The sequence below is a fragment of the Blastococcus atacamensis genome (assembly GCF_002938425.1).
Taxonomy (GTDB): Bacteria; Actinomycetota; Actinomycetes; order Mycobacteriales; family Geodermatophilaceae; genus Blastococcus; species Blastococcus atacamensis.
Window position 1 is genome coordinate 72,075 of the sequence record NZ_POQU01000006.1, and the last position, 16,114, is coordinate 88,188.

A 16,114-nucleotide genomic window follows, 5' to 3' on the forward strand; every position below is an offset into this window, starting at 1 on the left:
GCGGCCCCGCGTGGGTTGCAATGACCCGTTTCCGTCGATGCAGTGGCGGTCGCGGCTGAGCCACCGAGCTTCGGTGTGCGGAGTACACCGTTCGTACACCTTACGTGTATGATTTGTGTATGCCGCGACTTCGGACGAACATCGAACTCGAGGATGATCTGGTGCAGGCGGTGATGACCCGCTATGCCTTACGGACGAAGACGGAGGCGGTCGATCTCGCGCTGCGGCACCTGGCCGGTCAGCCGATGAGCCGCGATGAGGCGTTGTCGATGGGCGGCGCCCGAGCCATGGAGGACGTCCCGGAGGATCGCGCACCCCGCGGCGCGGCGTGATCCTCGCCGACACCTCCGCCTGGGTGGAGTTCGACCGGGCGACGGGCAGTGCCGTTGATCGGCGGATGACTGAGTTGATCGCCTCTGACGGCCCCCTTGCCATCACGGAACCGGTGATGATGGAGGTACTTGCCGGCGCACGCGATGAACGGCGGGCGGACGATCTCCGTCGATTGCTCCTGCGGTGTCATCTGCTGACGCTCGATCCTGCGGCGGACTTCGATGCGGCTGCCCGTGTCTACCGGCGCTGCCGTCGCGTCGGGGTGACCCCTCGCGGCCTGTTGGACTGTCTGATCGTCGCGGTGGCTTGGCGTAGCGGAGCCACCGTGCTCGCACAGGATGTCGACGTCGATCGCGTCTGTGGAGTCTTGGGTGTGCCCTCGGATGCGCGGTCGACGGACTGACCACAGGCACTCCCGCCCCGTTCATCTCTCCCCTTGTCCGTCGGGGAGACGGAGGGGCGTCCGAGACCGAGGCCGACCGATCCCGTCCTTCAGGCATCCAGCAGACGTGCCGAACCAGAAACAGCAGAACCCCCACCGGCCAGTGCCGGGGGGTTCAACTCGGTGGCCGAGGGGCGACTCGCTACTTACGCACTCGCTTCACGCCCGGCTCCTGACGACCCCGCCCTTGCGAAGTTCCGCCAGCCGTAGACGTCGGCCCGGTGGGATATGCGTAGGACCCGGACCAGTACCTGGTCCTCGTGCACCGAATAGATGACGTGGTATCGACCTCGCCGCGCCGACCAGTAGCCCTCGAGTTCGAATCGCAACGGTTTTCCGACGCGGTACGGGTCGGCCGCCAAGATCCCGTAGAGGAAGTCGACCACTGCAACGCAGGGGTGTTGATCGCCCGCTGACCGATGATTCGACGTCGGCTCGGCCTGCCGGCGGGCCGGTTGGCGTCGGGGTGGTCATGGGGCTCCTCGTCCAGGGCGGTGTAGCGGCTCGCCGGAACACGTCCTCACTCCGGCCGGCGGGTTTCCGGACCGTCGCTTGACCGCGAGGCGGGGGCGCTCTGCCGCGCCTGCGCCGCGGAGAAGTACATGCAGGTGCGGCGGCTGCCTGCTGACGCCGAGCGCCCACCGACAGGCCGCCGCGCCGGGCTGCCCGCTTCCGGGTTCGCCGCCGACCCGGCCTCGTGATGTGATCCACGGCACGCCCCGGTCGAGAAAATTGTGGACAGAAAGGCGGGTCAGATGCTCGGACTGGTTGGAATCATCCTGTCGCTGGTCCTGCTCATGGTGCTGGCCTACCGCGGGATCAACGTGCTGATCCTCGCGCCGCTGATGGCGCTGCTGGCCACCGCTTTCGCTGGGGGCCTGCCGCTGCTGGCCACCTACACCCAGGTCTTCATGCCGGCCCTGGGCAACTACGTCATCACCTACTTCCCGCTGTTCCTGCTCGGGGCCATCTTCGGCAAGCTGATGGACGACTCCGGGGCTGCCCGAGTGATCGCGCGCTCCCTCGTCGACAAGCTCGGCGGCAGGCGGGCGCTCCTCGCGATCGTCCTGTCCGTCGGCATACTCACCTACGGCGGCGTGTCCTTGTTCGTCGTCGCGTTCGCGGTGTTCCCCATCGCCGCAGCGCTCTTCCGCGAAGCGCGCGTCCCCAAGCGGCTGATCCCGGCCGCGATCGCTCTGGGTTCGTCCACCTTCACGATGACTGCGCTGCCGGGCACTCCGGCCATCCAGAACGCCATTCCGGCGCCCTTCTTCGGCACCAACGCCTTCGCCGCGCCCATCCTCGGCACCATCGCCGGATTGATCATGTTCGGTGGCGGCATGGCCTGGCTGACCTTCCGGGCGAGACGGGCCGCGGCGGCCGGCGAAGGATACCTCGACGAACCCTCGCGCGCCCCGGACGACCGCGGTGACAACCCATCCGGTGCCGCCGGCTCCGGGGGGCCGCGCCCGCTGGCGTCCGGAGCGGCCGGCCCGGGTGGGGGAGCGGCCGGCCCGGGCACCGGGGCGGCCGACCCCATCGGGGAGCTCGATCAGCCCTCCGGCAGCTCTACGGCCGGTGACGCCACCGTCGACGAGCAGACCGAGCGGCCGGCGAACCGTCCGTCGGTAGCCGTGTCCTACTTGCCGATCCTCGTGGTCATCGTCACGAACTACGCGATGGTGACCTGGGTCTTCCCCGCCATGGACACCGCCTACCTGGCCGAGGACGCCTACGGCGCCACGGACATCCAGACCGTCGGCGGCATCTGGGCGATCATCGTCGCGCTGATCGCCGCGTGCGCGCTCATCCTCGCTCTCAACTGGAAGCGGTTCACCAGCGCGAAGAAGTCGGTCAACGCCGGAACGATGGGCTCACTGCTGCCGATCTTCAACACCGCCAGCGAGGTCGGCTACGGCGCGGTCATCGCCTCGCTGCCGGCCTTCCGCATGGTGCGCGACGCCGTGCTGGGAGTTTCGGGCAATCCCCTGATCTCCCTGGCAGTCGCGGTCAACGTGCTCGCCGGCATCACCGGCTCGGCTTCCGGCGGCATGAGCATCGCTCTGCAGACGCTCGGTGAGGACTTCCGCGACCTCGCCGAGGATCAGGGGATCAGCCTGGAACTCATGCACCGGGTGACCGCTCTCGCGTCCGGTGGGTTCGACGCCCTGCCGCACAACGGCGCCGTGATCACCCTGCTGGCCATCTGCGGACTGACCCACCGCCAGTCCTACAAGGACATCTTCGTGGTGGCCGTCGCCGTCCCGGTGCTGGCCCTGGTCGTGGTGATCGCGCTCGGCACCATCTTCGGGGGCTTCTGACCCTCGCCTGGTTGCCCGACGGTACCGACCGTTCCTGTCCAGCCGAGCTCGCCGCCCCCGGCGGCACGATGGACGTCACCCGGTCGGTGTCAGGTGTCTTGGTGGTGACCGACAAGTTTCGCTGGTGTAGCACCTAGCCCACGAGGTGCTACACTAGCCCGCGTGCCCACCATGCGTCCCCGGATCATGGTGACCGAGACCGACGAACTCGCTGCAGCTCTGGACTCCGCGGCCTCCCGGTATCCAGAGCTCACTCGCGCGCAGCTGCTCACTCGTCTCGCGTTGGAAGGCCAGGGGGTCGCCCAACGTGCACAGGAAGACCGGCGACGCCAACGGCTCGACGCGCTGCGGGAGCACAGTGGTGCCCTCACCGGCGCCTACGGTGAGCGCTATCTGGACCGGCTGCGCCAGGAGTGGCCGGCGTGATCGTGCTCGACGCCAGCGTGCTCATCGCCTACCTCGATGCCGAAGACGCTCAGCATCAACAGGCCGAGTCGTTGCTCGCACGGGAGATCGACGACGAATTCGCCGCCAACCCGCTCACGCTCGCGGAGGTGCTCGTCGGCCCTTCCCGGACCGGCCGGCTCGACGCCGCGCGCTCGGTGCTACGGGAGCTCGAGGTCGCAGAACAGCCGTTTCCCGCCGACACCGCTGTTCGGCTGGCCCGCTTGCGTGCCGATACGGGTCTGCGGATGCCGGACTGCTGCGTCTTGCTGGCCGCCCAGGACACGGCCGCGCGAGTCGCCGCCTTCGATGAGCGGCTCATCCGCGGCGCCGAGGAACTCGGGCTCGTCACTCTGCGCGCTTAAGGTGCACGCCCGACTCGGCGGTGTGCAACAACTGGTGTCCGAGGGGCGACACGCTACATACGCACACGGCTACGGCGAGCGTCGGTCCAGCGGTAGGGGCGGGTGCTCTTGGCGAGAGGTGAGACGTCGGGTGCGGTGGCGGTCCGCGGGCATCGTCGGCAGGGATAGGGCTTCTTCATGCACCTTGCTTGGCGAGGTCGACGATCCAGGCTTCGGTGGTCACGCCGCGTTTCCGGTCCGCCTGCACGCGTGCTCTGGCCGCCGCGACGCGCTCGTTCTGTGAGACGAACCGGCCGTTGGTCGCGGAGCGCGTGCGGCTTGCGACCCGCTTGCCGCCGGCTACCCGGACGGTCTGCTTCGCTTCAGCCATCTTCGCGTCCTCCGCGGGGGGTTAGTCGTTGCCGCCATGTTCTCGCCGATTGTGGCTGCGGTCCAGTGTCGCTTCCCTCGATCAGTGCGCGCTCGGTGGCGGCGGCGATGATGTCCCCTTCGTGCTCTTCTGCCCACTCGCTATCCGCCAGCGCCTCGAGCACGCGGAAGCCAACGGTTCGGGTCTCGCTGTCGGAGCTCAGCGTCAGGTCCAGAGCCCACTGGGCGCGCAGCCACCACTGGGCCTTCCGTTCCGCTCGTTCACGCTGCAACCGGTCTTGGGCTGCGGTCGTCCGCGCTGCGGTGGCCGCTCGAGTGGCTGCTTTGAAGGCGATGATCGCGGCGATGACTGCTGCCACACCACCGAAGCCGGGAGATTGGACCCAGGCGCCGAGCCATCCGACGACGTCAGACATCCATCCGGGGAACGCCACGGAGGGCACCCCAATGAGCGTGGCGGGGCATCAGGCCCCGGTCGGGTGTGCATGGGGATAGCCACGCCAGCCGCGGACGCGCACTCGATGCTTCGGTAGCGCCACCAACCGGCCTCATGGGTGTTCCGGCCCCATGGTCCTTGCGCTCGGAGCTTGGCGACTGTGGCACCGGTCTACCTGAGGCGCCTGGAAGGCGATACACCTCGTCCCAATCGGGACGATCAAGAATGGGCCCTCAAGGCATCGACGGGATCCGCCGACACCAGAAACAGCAGAACCCCCACCGGCTCCGAAGCAGTGGGGGTTCAACTCGGTGTCCGAGGGGCGACACAGTACATACGCACACGGCTACGTCCGCCGTCGGTGCGGCCGTAGGGGTGAGCGCGCTTGGCGAGAGACCGGCAACCATTCGGTCCCGCGACGGCCTTGGGATTCCCGGAGGTGGCCGTAACAGCGGGCTGTGGAACGGGAACCCGCGCAGCGGCCTCGCGCTGTAGCCGTTGCCGACGGCCTCCGCAGCGAACAAGAGGTCATGACGGTCAGCCAGGCGGCCGCGACCGTCACGCACCATCAGGGGCCGGCCGCGAGGCGCCTGGGCCCATCCCGGTCGTCGACTCCGTCCTCTTGGGCCGGGGTCCGGCCCACTGCGGACCGTCCTCCGGTGTGGGTCGCGCGCAGGGCAAGCGTTGGGACGAACGTGATGAGCCCAATGACGATGTAGGCCGACACCGAGGCCGATGTGCCCGTGCCCGCCAGCAGCGCGGTCATGACGAACGGTGTGGCTCCGCTCACCACCCTGCTGGCACGTCATGGGCGCTGCGGGCAAAGCGGCGGAGGACGGCTCGCGACTCGGCGGCGTCCGGCTGTGTCGGCTGCTCCGACATCCGTACGGGCCCTCTGGCATCCGGGGGAACGTGGCGGGCTACGCGTCCTCTCCTAGCGTGGGGACATCGCTCTCTTGACGGTCGGCCACGGTGCGGCAGTACCGCGGCGGGCTACGTCGCATCGTCGTCCCCCGGCGCCCTCAGGCGCGTCCTTCCGCCTCCGGCGCGAGCACGCGATCGAGGAAGGCGATCGCCCGGGAATAGGCGTCCAGCCGGTTGACCAGCTTGGCGAGCCCGTGTCCTTCGTCCCCGTAGACGAGCAATTCGCACGCGACATCCCCCATCCTGAGGGCGGCCACCAGCTGCTCGGCCTCGTTCAGGGGGACCCGTGGGTCGTTGGCGCCATGGACGACGAAGAGTGGTGCGCGGATCTGCTCGACTCGCCGCAGGGGAGAGGCGGACGCAAGAAACTCGCGATCGGTGTCCAGTGAGCCGTACTCGCGCTCACGGTGGGCACGCCGGTAGTCCGCAGTCCGCTCGAGGAAGGTGACCAGGTCGCTGATTCCGGCGATGTCCACGCCGGCGACCCACACGTCGGGCTGGAAGGCGCAGCCGGCGAGCACCAGGTAGCCGCCGTAGGAGACTCCCCACAGCGCTGCCCGTGCGGGATCGAGCCCGGCCTCCTCCAGCCAGCCGTGGACGGCGGCGAGGTCCCGAACGGAGTCCAGGCGCCGGGTCGTGTCGTCGAGCCCGTAGTAGTGCTTGCCGTACCCGGTGGAACCCCGGACGTTCGGGACGACGACCGCGTACCCGCGTGCGGCCAGCGCCTGGACCACGGGGGAGAAGGAGCGGTCCGACTGTCCTTCCGGTCCGCCATGCAGGACGACCACGACCGGAGGTGGACCTGCGCCGGGCGGCGTCCCGGGGCGGTAGAGGAACAGGGGTACGGAGACTCCGTCGAAACTCCTGACCACAGCCCGTTCGGGGCGCCGCAGCGCTGCCGGATCCACGCCGGTGCGGCTCTCGGTGAGCCGGTGCGGCGCGGTGTCCGGCAGCAGCCGCCACACGTCCGACGGCATCGTCGGGGAGCTGCAGGTCACCACCGCCGCGCCGTCGTCGAGCACGAGCGGGTGGGGCAGCAGATGGCTCCAGGCGATAACTGCGTCAGGGTCGGGGAGCGCAACGGGGCCGCGCGAGGCGAGGGTGGCGGCATCGAAGAGCTCGCAATGGCTCGCCCCGTCGACGTTGCTGACCGCCAGCAGCGTCGTGCCGTCGGGGCTGGTCCAGCCGTCGACGTCCCATTCCCGTTCGAGCACGGCGGTTGCCTCGTGGGTGGCGACACCGACCCGGACCAGGGCGGAGCGGTCTCTGCCCACGTTGCTGGAAACCAGCAGCGTCGTCGCGTCTACCCATGCCGGGCTCCCGACGACGGCGGCCTCCTGCGGGTGTGCGAGGAGCACCTGTTGCTCCCCGGTGACGACGTCGAGGAGGAGCGAATCGGTGTCCATCGCGCGCGGTCCAGGACGGAGGACCGACAACCAGCGGCCGTCCGGGGAGAAGCCGGACCCCGGTCGGCACCATCCGCCCCCGTCGTAGAGCAGCTGCTCCTTGCCGGTGTCGAGGTCGAGCAGCCAGACGTCGAAGGAGATCCGGTCCCGACGGTTCGACAGGACCGCGACAGTACGGCCGTCCGGACTGACGCCAGCCAGGTGGTGCACCGCGTCGGGGTGATGGCTCAGGGCTCGCAGTCGGGACCGGTCCTGGACGAGCGGGGTGTCCAGGTCGAGGAGCCAGAGCCGGGTCCGCTCGTCGCCACCGACGTCGCCCTCCAGGACGACCTGGCGGTGACCCGGGCGGTACCGGGCCGTGAGCACCCGGTCGTCGAACGCGGTGAGTGGCCGCTGTACCCCGGACCGCCACTCCGCGAGCTGATCCACCCCCGTCGCGTCGGTGCGCAGCAGCAGCCGCTCCCCGTCACTGTCGAGGGCGACCGTCGACCGGGCCCGGAGGAGCGCGGTCAGCACGGTCACGCCCCCAGCTTTCGGTCCGTCCCGGCTTCCGGCAACACCGAGGGCAGAGGAGCAGCGGGGACGAGTGAGTGCCGGTGTGCGCCCTGCTGTTCCGCCGGGCGCGTGACATCAAGGGTCGGCGGTGCCGACCGGACGTGCGGCACCGCGCACACCGCGAGATGACCTCGCCGGCCACCTGCGTTGGCGCTGTCCGATCCAATCCCCGAGCCGACTCCGCAGCCGGCGTCGCCGGAGCGACCTGAGCCGCATCGGGGACCGGCCCCGGCGAGGTAGCTGCGGTGGATCCCTACGGGGGTTTCGAGCCACAGGTAGGCCAGGTCAGGGCACTGCGCACCCTTCAGGATCGGTCCGGATGGCGGCCTGTACGCCCTGTTCTCGAACGAGCGCTGGCACGACGGCTCCAATACCGCGCGTTGCTCGGGAAGGACAGCCCGCCACATCGCAGCCCGGCCCCGGACTGCACGTGCGGCTTCTACGCCTACGGTGCGGAGCAGTAGGTCAGCGACCACCCGATCAGCCGCCATGTCCTCGCGGTGCTCACGTGCTGAGGTCGGATCATCGCGGGAACGAGCGGTCTGCGGGCCGAACACAGCCGGATCGAGGCGCTGTGGCTGTCGGCCGCTGTGCCAGCGGATCTTGTCGAGCTGATCATCCGGCACCATCCCTCGGTGGCGGTTCATCGCGACCGTTCCCGGATGCTGGCCGACCACCCGCCGACCGAACTGGACTGCTACGAGCCGGCCGGACCGGGGGGAGGCCGCCCCGCCGGACGCATGTGGTGGTCGGCCGCCATCGCGGTGGCCCTGCTGGGCGTGCTTCCTGCCGACTGGCTGGGGGGGAGCACGCAGCGCCGCGGTGCTGTGGATCGTGCTGGCGGTCGCCTTCGGGATCGGGGCGCTGCGCGTCGCTTGGCGGGGGACGGCCGTCGACTGCCGGGGCCGACGACTGCTCTGCCTGGCGACCTCCATGTGGCTCTTCGCCTCCTTCCTGGGTCTCTTCGGGGGTCGTTTTCGTGCGGTTGCCCTTGCTCCAGGCCGCTTCCATCGTCGGGCTTCAGCACCTGTTCTCGGTCCTCGAAGGTCGGCGCATACCGGCGAAGATCGCGTCCTGACCACCTCGCCGCCACAGGCCCCGCGAACCCGGTAGCACTGCCTTCGGCGTCCAAGCCGAGGCCACGGGTACGGCACGAGTCGACGAGCCCTCCTGCGGCTGCGCCGTCCGGGCCCTTCGGCACCGCAGCCGCGCACCGAGCCGTTCCCAGCCTCGCGTAGGAGGTGTAGCCGGCGGGCTCGTCCCCCTCTTGGGCCCGCTAGTTGCAGGCTGGACGGACCACCATCGGCGAGGCCGATCTCAGAGGTGCGTGGGTCCAGGCGCTTGCACATCCGCAGTCATTCCCGGGAAACCACGGAACCCCCACGGCTTGGAGCCGTGGGGGTTCATGTCGGTGTCCGAGGGGGGACACGGTACTTGCGCACACGCTTCACGACCGGCCGCTGGTGGTGTTCCGTCAGCCGTAGGCGTCGGCTCGCTGGGAGATGCGTACGCCCCGGACCGGCACCTGGTCCTCGTGCACCGACTGGATGACGCGTGCACTGACCTGGCCCCGCGGACCAGTAGCCCTCGAGTTGAGTGTCCGTGGCGACGCTCCGCCCGGTACACGAGAAGGTGACGGGACCGACGTCACTGGTGACCGGAAGTCCGGCGGCCGGCGGTATCGCCACTGGTCCGATGCGATCGGGAGCTCGACTCTGCGGGGGCCGCTGCGGCGCTGACCAGCGTTCCGCGGAGGAGTCCGTCGGGGCTCCCGACGCCGCGTGACCGACAGGGCCGGCAATCCTGCAGGATGGACCCCGTGAGCAGCGTGCAGCCGACCCCGGTCAAGGTCTTCCTCCTCGATGACCACGAGGTCGTCCGCCGGGGCGTCGCCGACGTCCTGGAGGCCTCGGGGGAGATCACCGTCATCGGGGAGGCGAAGAACGCCTCGGAGGCCATCGCGCGGGTACCGGCCCTCCAGCCCGATGTCGCGATCCTCGACGTCCGCCTGCCCGACGGCGACGGGGTCACCGTCTGCCGGGAGCTGCGCTCCCGGATGCCGGAGCTGAAGGTGATCATGCTGACCAGCTACAGCGACGACGAGGCCCTGTTCGAGGCGATCATGGCCGGGGCATCCGGCTACCTGCTCAAGCAGATCCTCGGCCAGGACCTGGTCAGCGCCGTCCGCACCGTCGCGTCAGGCGGGTCGCTGCTCGACCCCACGGCGACCACGGCCGTGCTGGAGCGGATGCGCAGGGCCGCGGAGCCCGCCGGTCCGCTGGCGAAGCTGAGCGACCAGGAGCGCACCGTACTGGAGCTGATCGGCGAGGGGCTCACCAACCGGCAGATCGGCGAGCGCATGTTCCTGGCCGAGAAGACGATCAAGAACTACGTTTCGCACCTGCTGGCCAAGCTCGGGCTCGAGCGTCGTACCCAGGCCGCGGTGCTGGCTGCGGGGCTGCGCAACGACCCCTCGGGCACCCGCCCGCGCTGAGGGGACCGCGCGGCCTCGGTCTCAGCGCAGCGGCACGGACCAGCGCAGTCGAGTGCCCCCGTCGGGCAGGGCCACCACGCCGGCCACTCCGCCCCGCCGGCGGGCTCGTTCCTCCACGTTGCGCAGGCCGCTGCGGGCGCCGCGTTCGTCGATCCCCCGGCCGTCGTCGAGCACCTCGACGACGACGTCGTCTGCCACGTCCAGAGTGACCGTCACGTGCCGGGCACCGGAGTGCCGGGCGACGTTGCTCACCCCTTCCCGGACGACGGCGAGCACTTCGGCGGCCAGATCGCCGGTGACCAGGGTGTCGACGGCCCCTGACATGCGCACGGTGGGCACCACGGCGTCCGCGGAGGTCTCGGTCACCACGTCGAGGATGTGCCGACGGAGGCTGTCGCCGCCGTCGGCCGCCTCGGTGGAGTGCAGGTCGAAGATGGTCGTCCGGATGTCGCGGACGGTGTCGTCGAGCTGCCTGATCACTCCCTGGACCCGCTTCCGGGCCTCGGGGTCGCCGACGCGCGGGAGCACCGACTGCAGCGCGAGGCCGGCGGCGAAGACGCGCTGGATGATCAGGTCGTGCAGGTCGCGGGCGATGCGGTCACGGTCCTCGTAGACGTCCAGCTGTCGGGCCAGACGCTGGCGGGCGGCCATGTCGAGGGCCACCGTGACCTGATCGGCGAAGGCGGAGACCAGCGGCTTCACCGATTCCGGGAAGTTCGGGGCGCCGGCCCGGCGGGCCAGGACCACCACGTACCGGCCCGCATCCGCTCCGTGCAGCGGGATGCACAGGCACGGACCCCAGGCGATGTGCGCGTTCAGCCCCTCGTAGGGCCGCGCGCTGAGGTCGACGGCCACGACGCCGCCGGCGACCTCGACGGCCTGGACCACGGTGGTGTCCGCCGGCGTCAGCCGCCGGCCCACAATGTCCTCCAGCTCGACGGTCCCGCGCTGGAGGGCGACAGCGTAGCGGCCGTCGTCGGGGTCCGGGCCGACGAGCAACCACGTGCCCTCAGCGCCGGTGAGCTCGGTCAACCGGGTGACCACGAGGTCCAGCGCGTCGTCCTGCGAGGCCGTGTCCAGCAGGGAATGGCGGATGTCCGACACCGCGGCCGCCCAGCGGCGTCGGACCTCGCCCTCTTCGTAGAGGCGGGCGTTGTCGATGGCGATGCCGGCGGCCCCTGCCAGTGCGGTGAGGACGGCCTCGTCCTCGGCGGTGAACTCGCCGTGGATCTTCTCCGTCATGTAGAGGTTCCCGAAGACCTCGCCCCGCACCAGCACCGGCACCCCGAGGAACGAGTGCATCTCGGGATGGTTGGGCGGGAAGCCCACGGAGGACGGGTGGTTGCCGAGGTCCGGGATGCGCAGCGGGTAAGGCTCGGTGATCAGCTGACCGAGCACGCCCTTGCCCTCGGGCAGCGTTCCCATCCGGGCCGCTGTCTCGTCGTCGATGCCGACGTGGATGAATGCCGCCAGGCCACCGCCTTCTCGGAGCACCCCCAGGGCACCGTACCGAGCCTCGACCAGGTCGACCGCGACCTCCACCAGCCTCCTCAGCGTCGATGCCAGGTCCAGCCCTGTGGAAACGCTGAGAAAGGCGTCGAGCAGGTCCTGCACCCGTGACTGGGTGCGCGCGACGACTCGCAGCCGTTCCTGCACCTCGTCGAGAAGTTCGGGCAGTCGCATGGCCGACAGCGTGGTGGAAGCGTCCGCGGACCTCGGGGCAGGTCTGGATGAGGACATCGGGGGCTCGCCGTCGGGAGCGGACTGCCGGGTACCGAGCACCCGCCCAGAGTGACACCGCTGGTGCCGCCAGGAAAGCCAGCCGGCAGCGAGATCGCTCACCGCGCGGAGCCCCATCCGCATGAGCGTCGACCGCCACGCGTGGACCATGCCGGCGTGGACGCGGACGTAGCGGTGCTCGCACAGTGCGGCGGGGAACAGGGCCAGTGCGTCCGAGTGTTCTCCGCCGGACCAGCGACCACGCATGCCGCCCCGTGACGCTCCGTCCCGTGCCGCGGCGTTCCGCTCCGGGGCCGTCCATCCGAAGGCCACCGCAGTTCCTCGGATCGCGGCCAGCACGGACGGGCCCAGTGGCTGGACGCCCGGCGGTCGTGGCACTGGCCGCCGCGGTGGCGCCCCCGGCTGCCGTGCTTGTGCTGCTGGTATCCGGACGGCCGGCACCCGGCCGACCTCGCACGCCTGGCCCACCGCCGACCGAGCCGCTCGCGTGCGGCGGTCTCAGTGTGGATGTGCAGTCGGACACCGGTACGACAGAACGCCTGACCGACGGCGGGGCTGGCTGCGCTGGAACCTGGTGGTGAGCGGCGAGCCACCAAGCTGTGAGTCGGTTCTACCTGATGGGCGACTCGCTGCGGACGGACCGCCTGCAGCCGTGGCTGCTCGCGCACGGGGGGATCACGCCGGGCCTAGACATCGTGTGCACCCGCCGACGCCCCCTAGCACGCAGGCTCGACGCTCAGGACGTCCCCAACGGGGCGGCGCCCCGTGACCACCAGCTCCAGGCCGGGCGGCGGGTAGCCGACGCGCAGGAGCATCTGTGGATGACCGATCAGGGAGAGCCGCTGCCGGAGCCGGCTGCGTGTCGCCGGCCAATCCAGGGCCTGGGTGAGCGGGGAGGCGACCAACCCGGCGGTCGTTGCGACGAGCAGGACCCGCCCGAGACCCTGGCCGGCTTCCAGCCACGAGATGCGGTGGTCGTTCGCCGTACCCAGGAGGACCACGGTGGGCCGCTCGACGTCCGGTGGGGGCGCGTCGAGGTCCTGCGGGGCGCGGAACGAGTGCCGCTCCCGGGAACTCACGGCGAAGTCGCGGATCAACCAGTTCGATGGCCGATCGCGGGGGTCGCCGGCCGGTACGGCGTCCGCCGGTACGCCGTCGATCGTTGCGGGGTCGGTGCGCACCCAGCTCTCCAGTTCCCGGACGTAGGCCGGGTCGCGCTGCTCCAGCTCCTCGGCCTGGGAGAGGAGGAACACGGTGGCCACCTCTTCCTCGGACCGCGTGATGACCTTGAACCACAGCCCGTGGGCGCCCGCCTCCCGCTCCAACCGGTCAAGCAGTTCCGCGGGGACGGCCCGGGGCTCGAAAGCCGCCCGCACGGTGTGCCGCTGCGCGATGGCGTCGGCCAGCGCGCGGTCGTCGCCGTCGGGCCGCGCTCGTCCGGTCACGCGCAGGCGCGCCAGGTGGTCCTCGTGCCCGGGATCGCTCATCAGTTCGACCTCGACCGCGAAACCCGCGGCGCGTAAGGCGACTTCGGCGAACGCCACAGCCATCCCGCAGCTGATCAGCTGCTGCCGGCCGCTCGGGTCCACCACCGGCAGGGCACGCCGTCGGTCGTAGAAGACATCGAGCCGGTCCGCGGTGGCGGTGAACCGCCATGGCTGCGTGTTGTGGATGGATGGTGCCCGAGTCGCGACGCTCACGATCTGCGCCCAGTCGATTTCTCGCACCACGCCAGCCTGCCTCTCGGGTTGCCCGGCCGTGCCGGGCCCTTGGTCCCCAATCCGCGCGCCGAAACGCCCGATGTGCACCTTTCCCCGCCGGTCAGGGTGGAGCCTTGACCGTTCGCTGGACGTGATCCCCGCTGCGAGTGCTACGCGCTGTCGGCCAGGCAGGAGATCGGCCGGCTCGGCGTCAACGCCGAGCACTATCCCCCTGATCATCGCCGTCAACTATGGGATGGACGGCACTACGATCGTGATCCGCATCCACCCGGGAACGACACTGTCGGCCGTCTCGCACGCCCATGTGACCTTCGAAGTCGATGAGACCGACGCGAGAAGACGCAACGGGTGGAGCCTGCTGCTCCGTGGCCTGGCCGAGGAGGTCCGTCCGGAACACCGCCTCGCGCTCGCCGAACGGACGCGGCCGTCGGGTGGAGCCATGGGCGCGCGGGACCGGCTGCCCGGCAAGTTGATCGAGCACCGGCGCTACCTGCGCACCCACGGCGAGGACCTGCCAGAGATCCGCGGCTGGCGGTGGAGTGCCCATCCCGGACCGGCGACCGAGGGCGGGCACCCACTGCGGGAACCTGACGCCGGATGAGACTCCTCGTGGTCAACGCAGGCTCCCGCAGTCTGAAGCTGTCGGTTGTGGAGGAGGACGGCAGCGTTGCGGCCGCCCGCACGGTGCGGCCGTGGCAGGGGAGCGGGTCACCTCGAGCCGCTCGAGGAGTTCCTCGACGGTTGCGGAAAGTTCGACGCCGTAGGGGATCGCGTCCTTCACGGCGGTCCCCGGTAGCCGGGTCCGCATCGATGCGAAACCGTCGCGTCGACGCATCAGGCACATCACCCCCAGCAGCCTGCCTCTCGGGCCGACCACGGCGAGCCTGCGCGTCCCTCCGCGAGGAGCCGTTGGTGGACCGCATCGGCATGCTCGGTCGGTGCTAGGTACTCCCGTCGGTGTGCGCCAGCGGCAGTGCCGGCTCGGAGGGTGAGGCGGCGGCTGGCATGTCTTCGTGCAGCAGCGTCCCGAGAAGTACCGCGCTCCGTCAGCAGCAGCATGACGACATGGTTGTCCTCGAAGGCCTTTCGGGCGTCCTCACCAGTCCGAAAGGCCTCTCGACCGCTGCGGGAGAGCACTCCGAGGGCCCGTATCCGGCAGCGACCAGCTCGGCCGCCGATTCGGTGATCCGGCCAGCGTCGGGTCGAGATGGAGCCGGGTTGCAACGCCACGGTCGCCAGGCGGTCCGGCACCTCGTCGAGCAGTTCGGTCTTCGCAGACCGGTCAGGGCGGCGGCAAGGCTTCGTGGCTGTCCGTGCGGTCGTCCCCCGCTGCGGCGCTCATCCCTCGAACATGACGGGAATGGCCCGGTGCGGTGGCTATGCCATGTCGGGCCCCCCGTCACGTGCCCGCCCGCTCTCGGCCGCCAGCACCTCGTCGATCCAGCGCAGCGCCGCGATCGCGGTCGGGAAGCCGCAGGTGGTGATCGCGTGCAACGCGACGGCACGGAGTTCGTCGGCGGTCGCGCCGTGGGCCATGGCCTTCCGGACGTTCGACCGCACCGCGCCGTCGGCCTCGGCGCCGACCGCGAGGGCGAACGTCAGCAGCCGTTCGGTCTTCTCGTCGAACGGGCTCTGGTCGCGCACGGCCTGGGCGAGCCGGCCCTGCGCTTCGGCCACCTCGGGGAAGCGCTGGGTGAAGTCCTGGTAGATGCGCGGCAGATAGGTCACGGCTGCTCCTCCGACGTGGGACGGGAACTGCCCCCCAACCTAGTGATGCCGGTGGGCAGTCCGGGAGTGCGGTCAGCGCGGCGAACCGCTCGCCGCGAGTGCGGCGTCGCGCACCTCCTCCGGCCGCGGCTGTGGCGCCGGGACAGCGCGGCCGCGGCCCCGGTAGACGACGTAGGGCCGCCATAGGTAGGCCAGCGGGGCGGACCAGACGTGCACCAGTCGGGTGAAGGGCCACAGCGCCAGGAAGAGGAACCCGCCCAGGGCGTGCAGCTGGTAGACAACGGGCGCTCCGGCCATGAGAGAGGCATCGGGGTTGAACCAGAAGATGCCGCGGAACCAGACGGCGATCGTCTCCCGGTAGTCGTAGCCGCCGCCGAGCAGGTTCTCGCCGATGGTCGCGGTCATGCCCAGCGCCACCATGGCGGTCAGCGCCACGTAGAGCACCTTGTCCATCCGTGTGGTGACCCGGCGGACGCGCCCGTTGACGAGCCGCCGGGCGATGAGCAGGCACAGCCCCACCACGAGGACGACGCCGGTGATCGCCCCGCCCCAGACCGCGACCACGTGGTACAGGTGCTCGGGGATGCCGAGGGCGTGGGTGAGCTCGGCCGGGATCAGGAGGCCCATCGCGTGCCCGACGATGACACCGAAGGCGCCGAGGTGGAACAGCGGGGAGCCCCACCGCAGGATGCGGCTCTCCAGCAGCTGGCTGGTGTGCGTGGTCCAGCCGAACTGGTCGTGCCGCCACCGCCACACGTGCCCGGTGACGAACACCGCCAGGCAGGCGTAGGGCACGACGATCCACAGCACGGTGTCCCTGGCTCGTATACACATCT

Annotated in this window: 15 protein-coding genes; 7 read left to right on the forward strand and 8 right to left on the reverse strand. The window is 70.4% G+C overall.

What is annotated here, in order from left to right:
* Positions 1–119: 119 nt before the first annotated feature.
* A complete protein-coding gene (locus tag C5508_RS03195) occupies positions 120–332 on the forward strand; it encodes a type II toxin-antitoxin system VapB family antitoxin (RefSeq protein ID WP_104523525.1) in 213 nt (70 codons plus the stop codon).
* A complete protein-coding gene (gene vapC / locus C5508_RS03200; protein WP_104523504.1) occupies positions 329–736 on the forward strand; it encodes a type II toxin-antitoxin system VapC family toxin in 408 nt (135 codons plus the stop codon). Before C5508_RS03195 ends, vapC begins: the two co-directional genes overlap by 4 nt.
* 185 nt (positions 737–921) lie before the next feature.
* Here the strand turns inward: vapC and C5508_RS03205 are convergent, their stop codons facing one another.
* Positions 922–1,161 carry a type II toxin-antitoxin system RelE family toxin gene (locus C5508_RS03205; protein ID WP_104523505.1) on the reverse strand — a complete coding sequence of 80 codons (240 nt, stop codon included), beginning with the start codon at positions 1,159–1,161 and terminating at the stop codon, positions 922–924.
* A gap of 369 nt (positions 1,162–1,530) precedes the next feature.
* On the opposite strand from C5508_RS03205, the gene C5508_RS03210 reads away from it, so the two are divergent.
* From C5508_RS03210 to C5508_RS03220, 3 genes are all read left to right on the forward strand, one after another.
* The gene (locus C5508_RS03210; protein WP_104523506.1) at positions 1,531–3,096 is read left to right on the forward strand and encodes a GntP family permease; all 1,566 of its coding nucleotides are present in this window, start codon (positions 1,531–1,533) and stop codon (positions 3,094–3,096) included.
* 162 nt (positions 3,097–3,258) lie between these two features.
* A complete protein-coding gene (locus C5508_RS03215) occupies positions 3,259–3,522 on the forward strand; it encodes a hypothetical protein (protein ID WP_104523507.1) in 264 nt (87 codons plus the stop codon).
* Complete coding sequence (locus tag C5508_RS03220; protein ID WP_157943937.1) at positions 3,519–3,905, forward strand: type II toxin-antitoxin system VapC family toxin; 387 nt, start codon at positions 3,519–3,521, stop codon at positions 3,903–3,905. Before C5508_RS03215 ends, C5508_RS03220 begins: the two co-directional genes overlap by 4 nt.
* A 175-nt stretch (positions 3,906–4,080) precedes the next feature.
* Here the strand turns inward: C5508_RS03220 and C5508_RS03225 are convergent, their stop codons facing one another.
* From C5508_RS03225 to C5508_RS03235, 3 genes are all read right to left on the reverse strand, one after another.
* The gene (locus C5508_RS03225; RefSeq protein WP_104523509.1) at positions 4,081–4,275 is read right to left on the reverse strand and encodes a hypothetical protein; all 195 of its coding nucleotides are present in this window, start codon (positions 4,273–4,275) and stop codon (positions 4,081–4,083) included.
* Entirely contained in the window at positions 4,268–4,708 is a 441-nt protein-coding gene (locus tag C5508_RS19400; RefSeq protein WP_157943939.1) for a hypothetical protein, read from the reverse strand. Before C5508_RS19400 ends, C5508_RS03225 begins: the two co-directional genes overlap by 8 nt.
* Before the next feature lie 1,024 nt (positions 4,709–5,732).
* Complete coding sequence (locus tag C5508_RS03235) at positions 5,733–7,562, reverse strand: S9 family peptidase (RefSeq protein WP_198597825.1); 1,830 nt, start codon at positions 7,560–7,562, stop codon at positions 5,733–5,735.
* Between the two features lie 1,843 nt (positions 7,563–9,405).
* Between C5508_RS03235 and C5508_RS03240 the strand changes: the two genes are divergently transcribed.
* The gene (locus C5508_RS03240) at positions 9,406–10,089 is read left to right on the forward strand and encodes a response regulator (protein ID WP_104523511.1); all 684 of its coding nucleotides are present in this window, start codon (positions 9,406–9,408) and stop codon (positions 10,087–10,089) included.
* A gap of 21 nt (positions 10,090–10,110) precedes the next feature.
* On the opposite strand, the gene C5508_RS03245 is transcribed toward C5508_RS03240, so the two are convergent.
* The gene (locus tag C5508_RS03245) at positions 10,111–11,772 is read right to left on the reverse strand and encodes a GAF domain-containing sensor histidine kinase (protein WP_198597826.1); all 1,662 of its coding nucleotides are present in this window, start codon (positions 11,770–11,772) and stop codon (positions 10,111–10,113) included.
* A 773-nt stretch (positions 11,773–12,545) separates the two neighbouring features.
* Entirely contained in the window at positions 12,546–13,556 is a 1,011-nt protein-coding gene (locus tag C5508_RS03250; protein ID WP_198597827.1) for an Acg family FMN-binding oxidoreductase, read from the reverse strand.
* A gap of 73 nt (positions 13,557–13,629) precedes the next feature.
* On the opposite strand from C5508_RS03250, the gene C5508_RS03255 reads away from it, so the two are divergent.
* Positions 13,630–14,151, forward strand: a complete 522-nt coding sequence (locus C5508_RS03255; protein WP_269801746.1) for a pyridoxamine 5'-phosphate oxidase family protein — start codon at positions 13,630–13,632, stop codon at positions 14,149–14,151.
* A gap of 776 nt (positions 14,152–14,927) precedes the next feature.
* On the opposite strand, the gene C5508_RS03260 is transcribed toward C5508_RS03255, so the two are convergent.
* Together C5508_RS03260 and narI are read right to left on the reverse strand one after the other, a co-directional pair.
* Complete coding sequence (locus C5508_RS03260; RefSeq protein WP_104523514.1) at positions 14,928–15,278, reverse strand: carboxymuconolactone decarboxylase family protein; 351 nt, start codon at positions 15,276–15,278, stop codon at positions 14,928–14,930.
* Positions 15,279–15,350: 72 nt separating this feature from the next.
* A partial coding sequence (gene narI, locus C5508_RS03265) for a respiratory nitrate reductase subunit gamma (RefSeq protein WP_104523515.1) occupies positions 15,351–16,114 on the reverse strand: 764 nt, incomplete at its 5' end.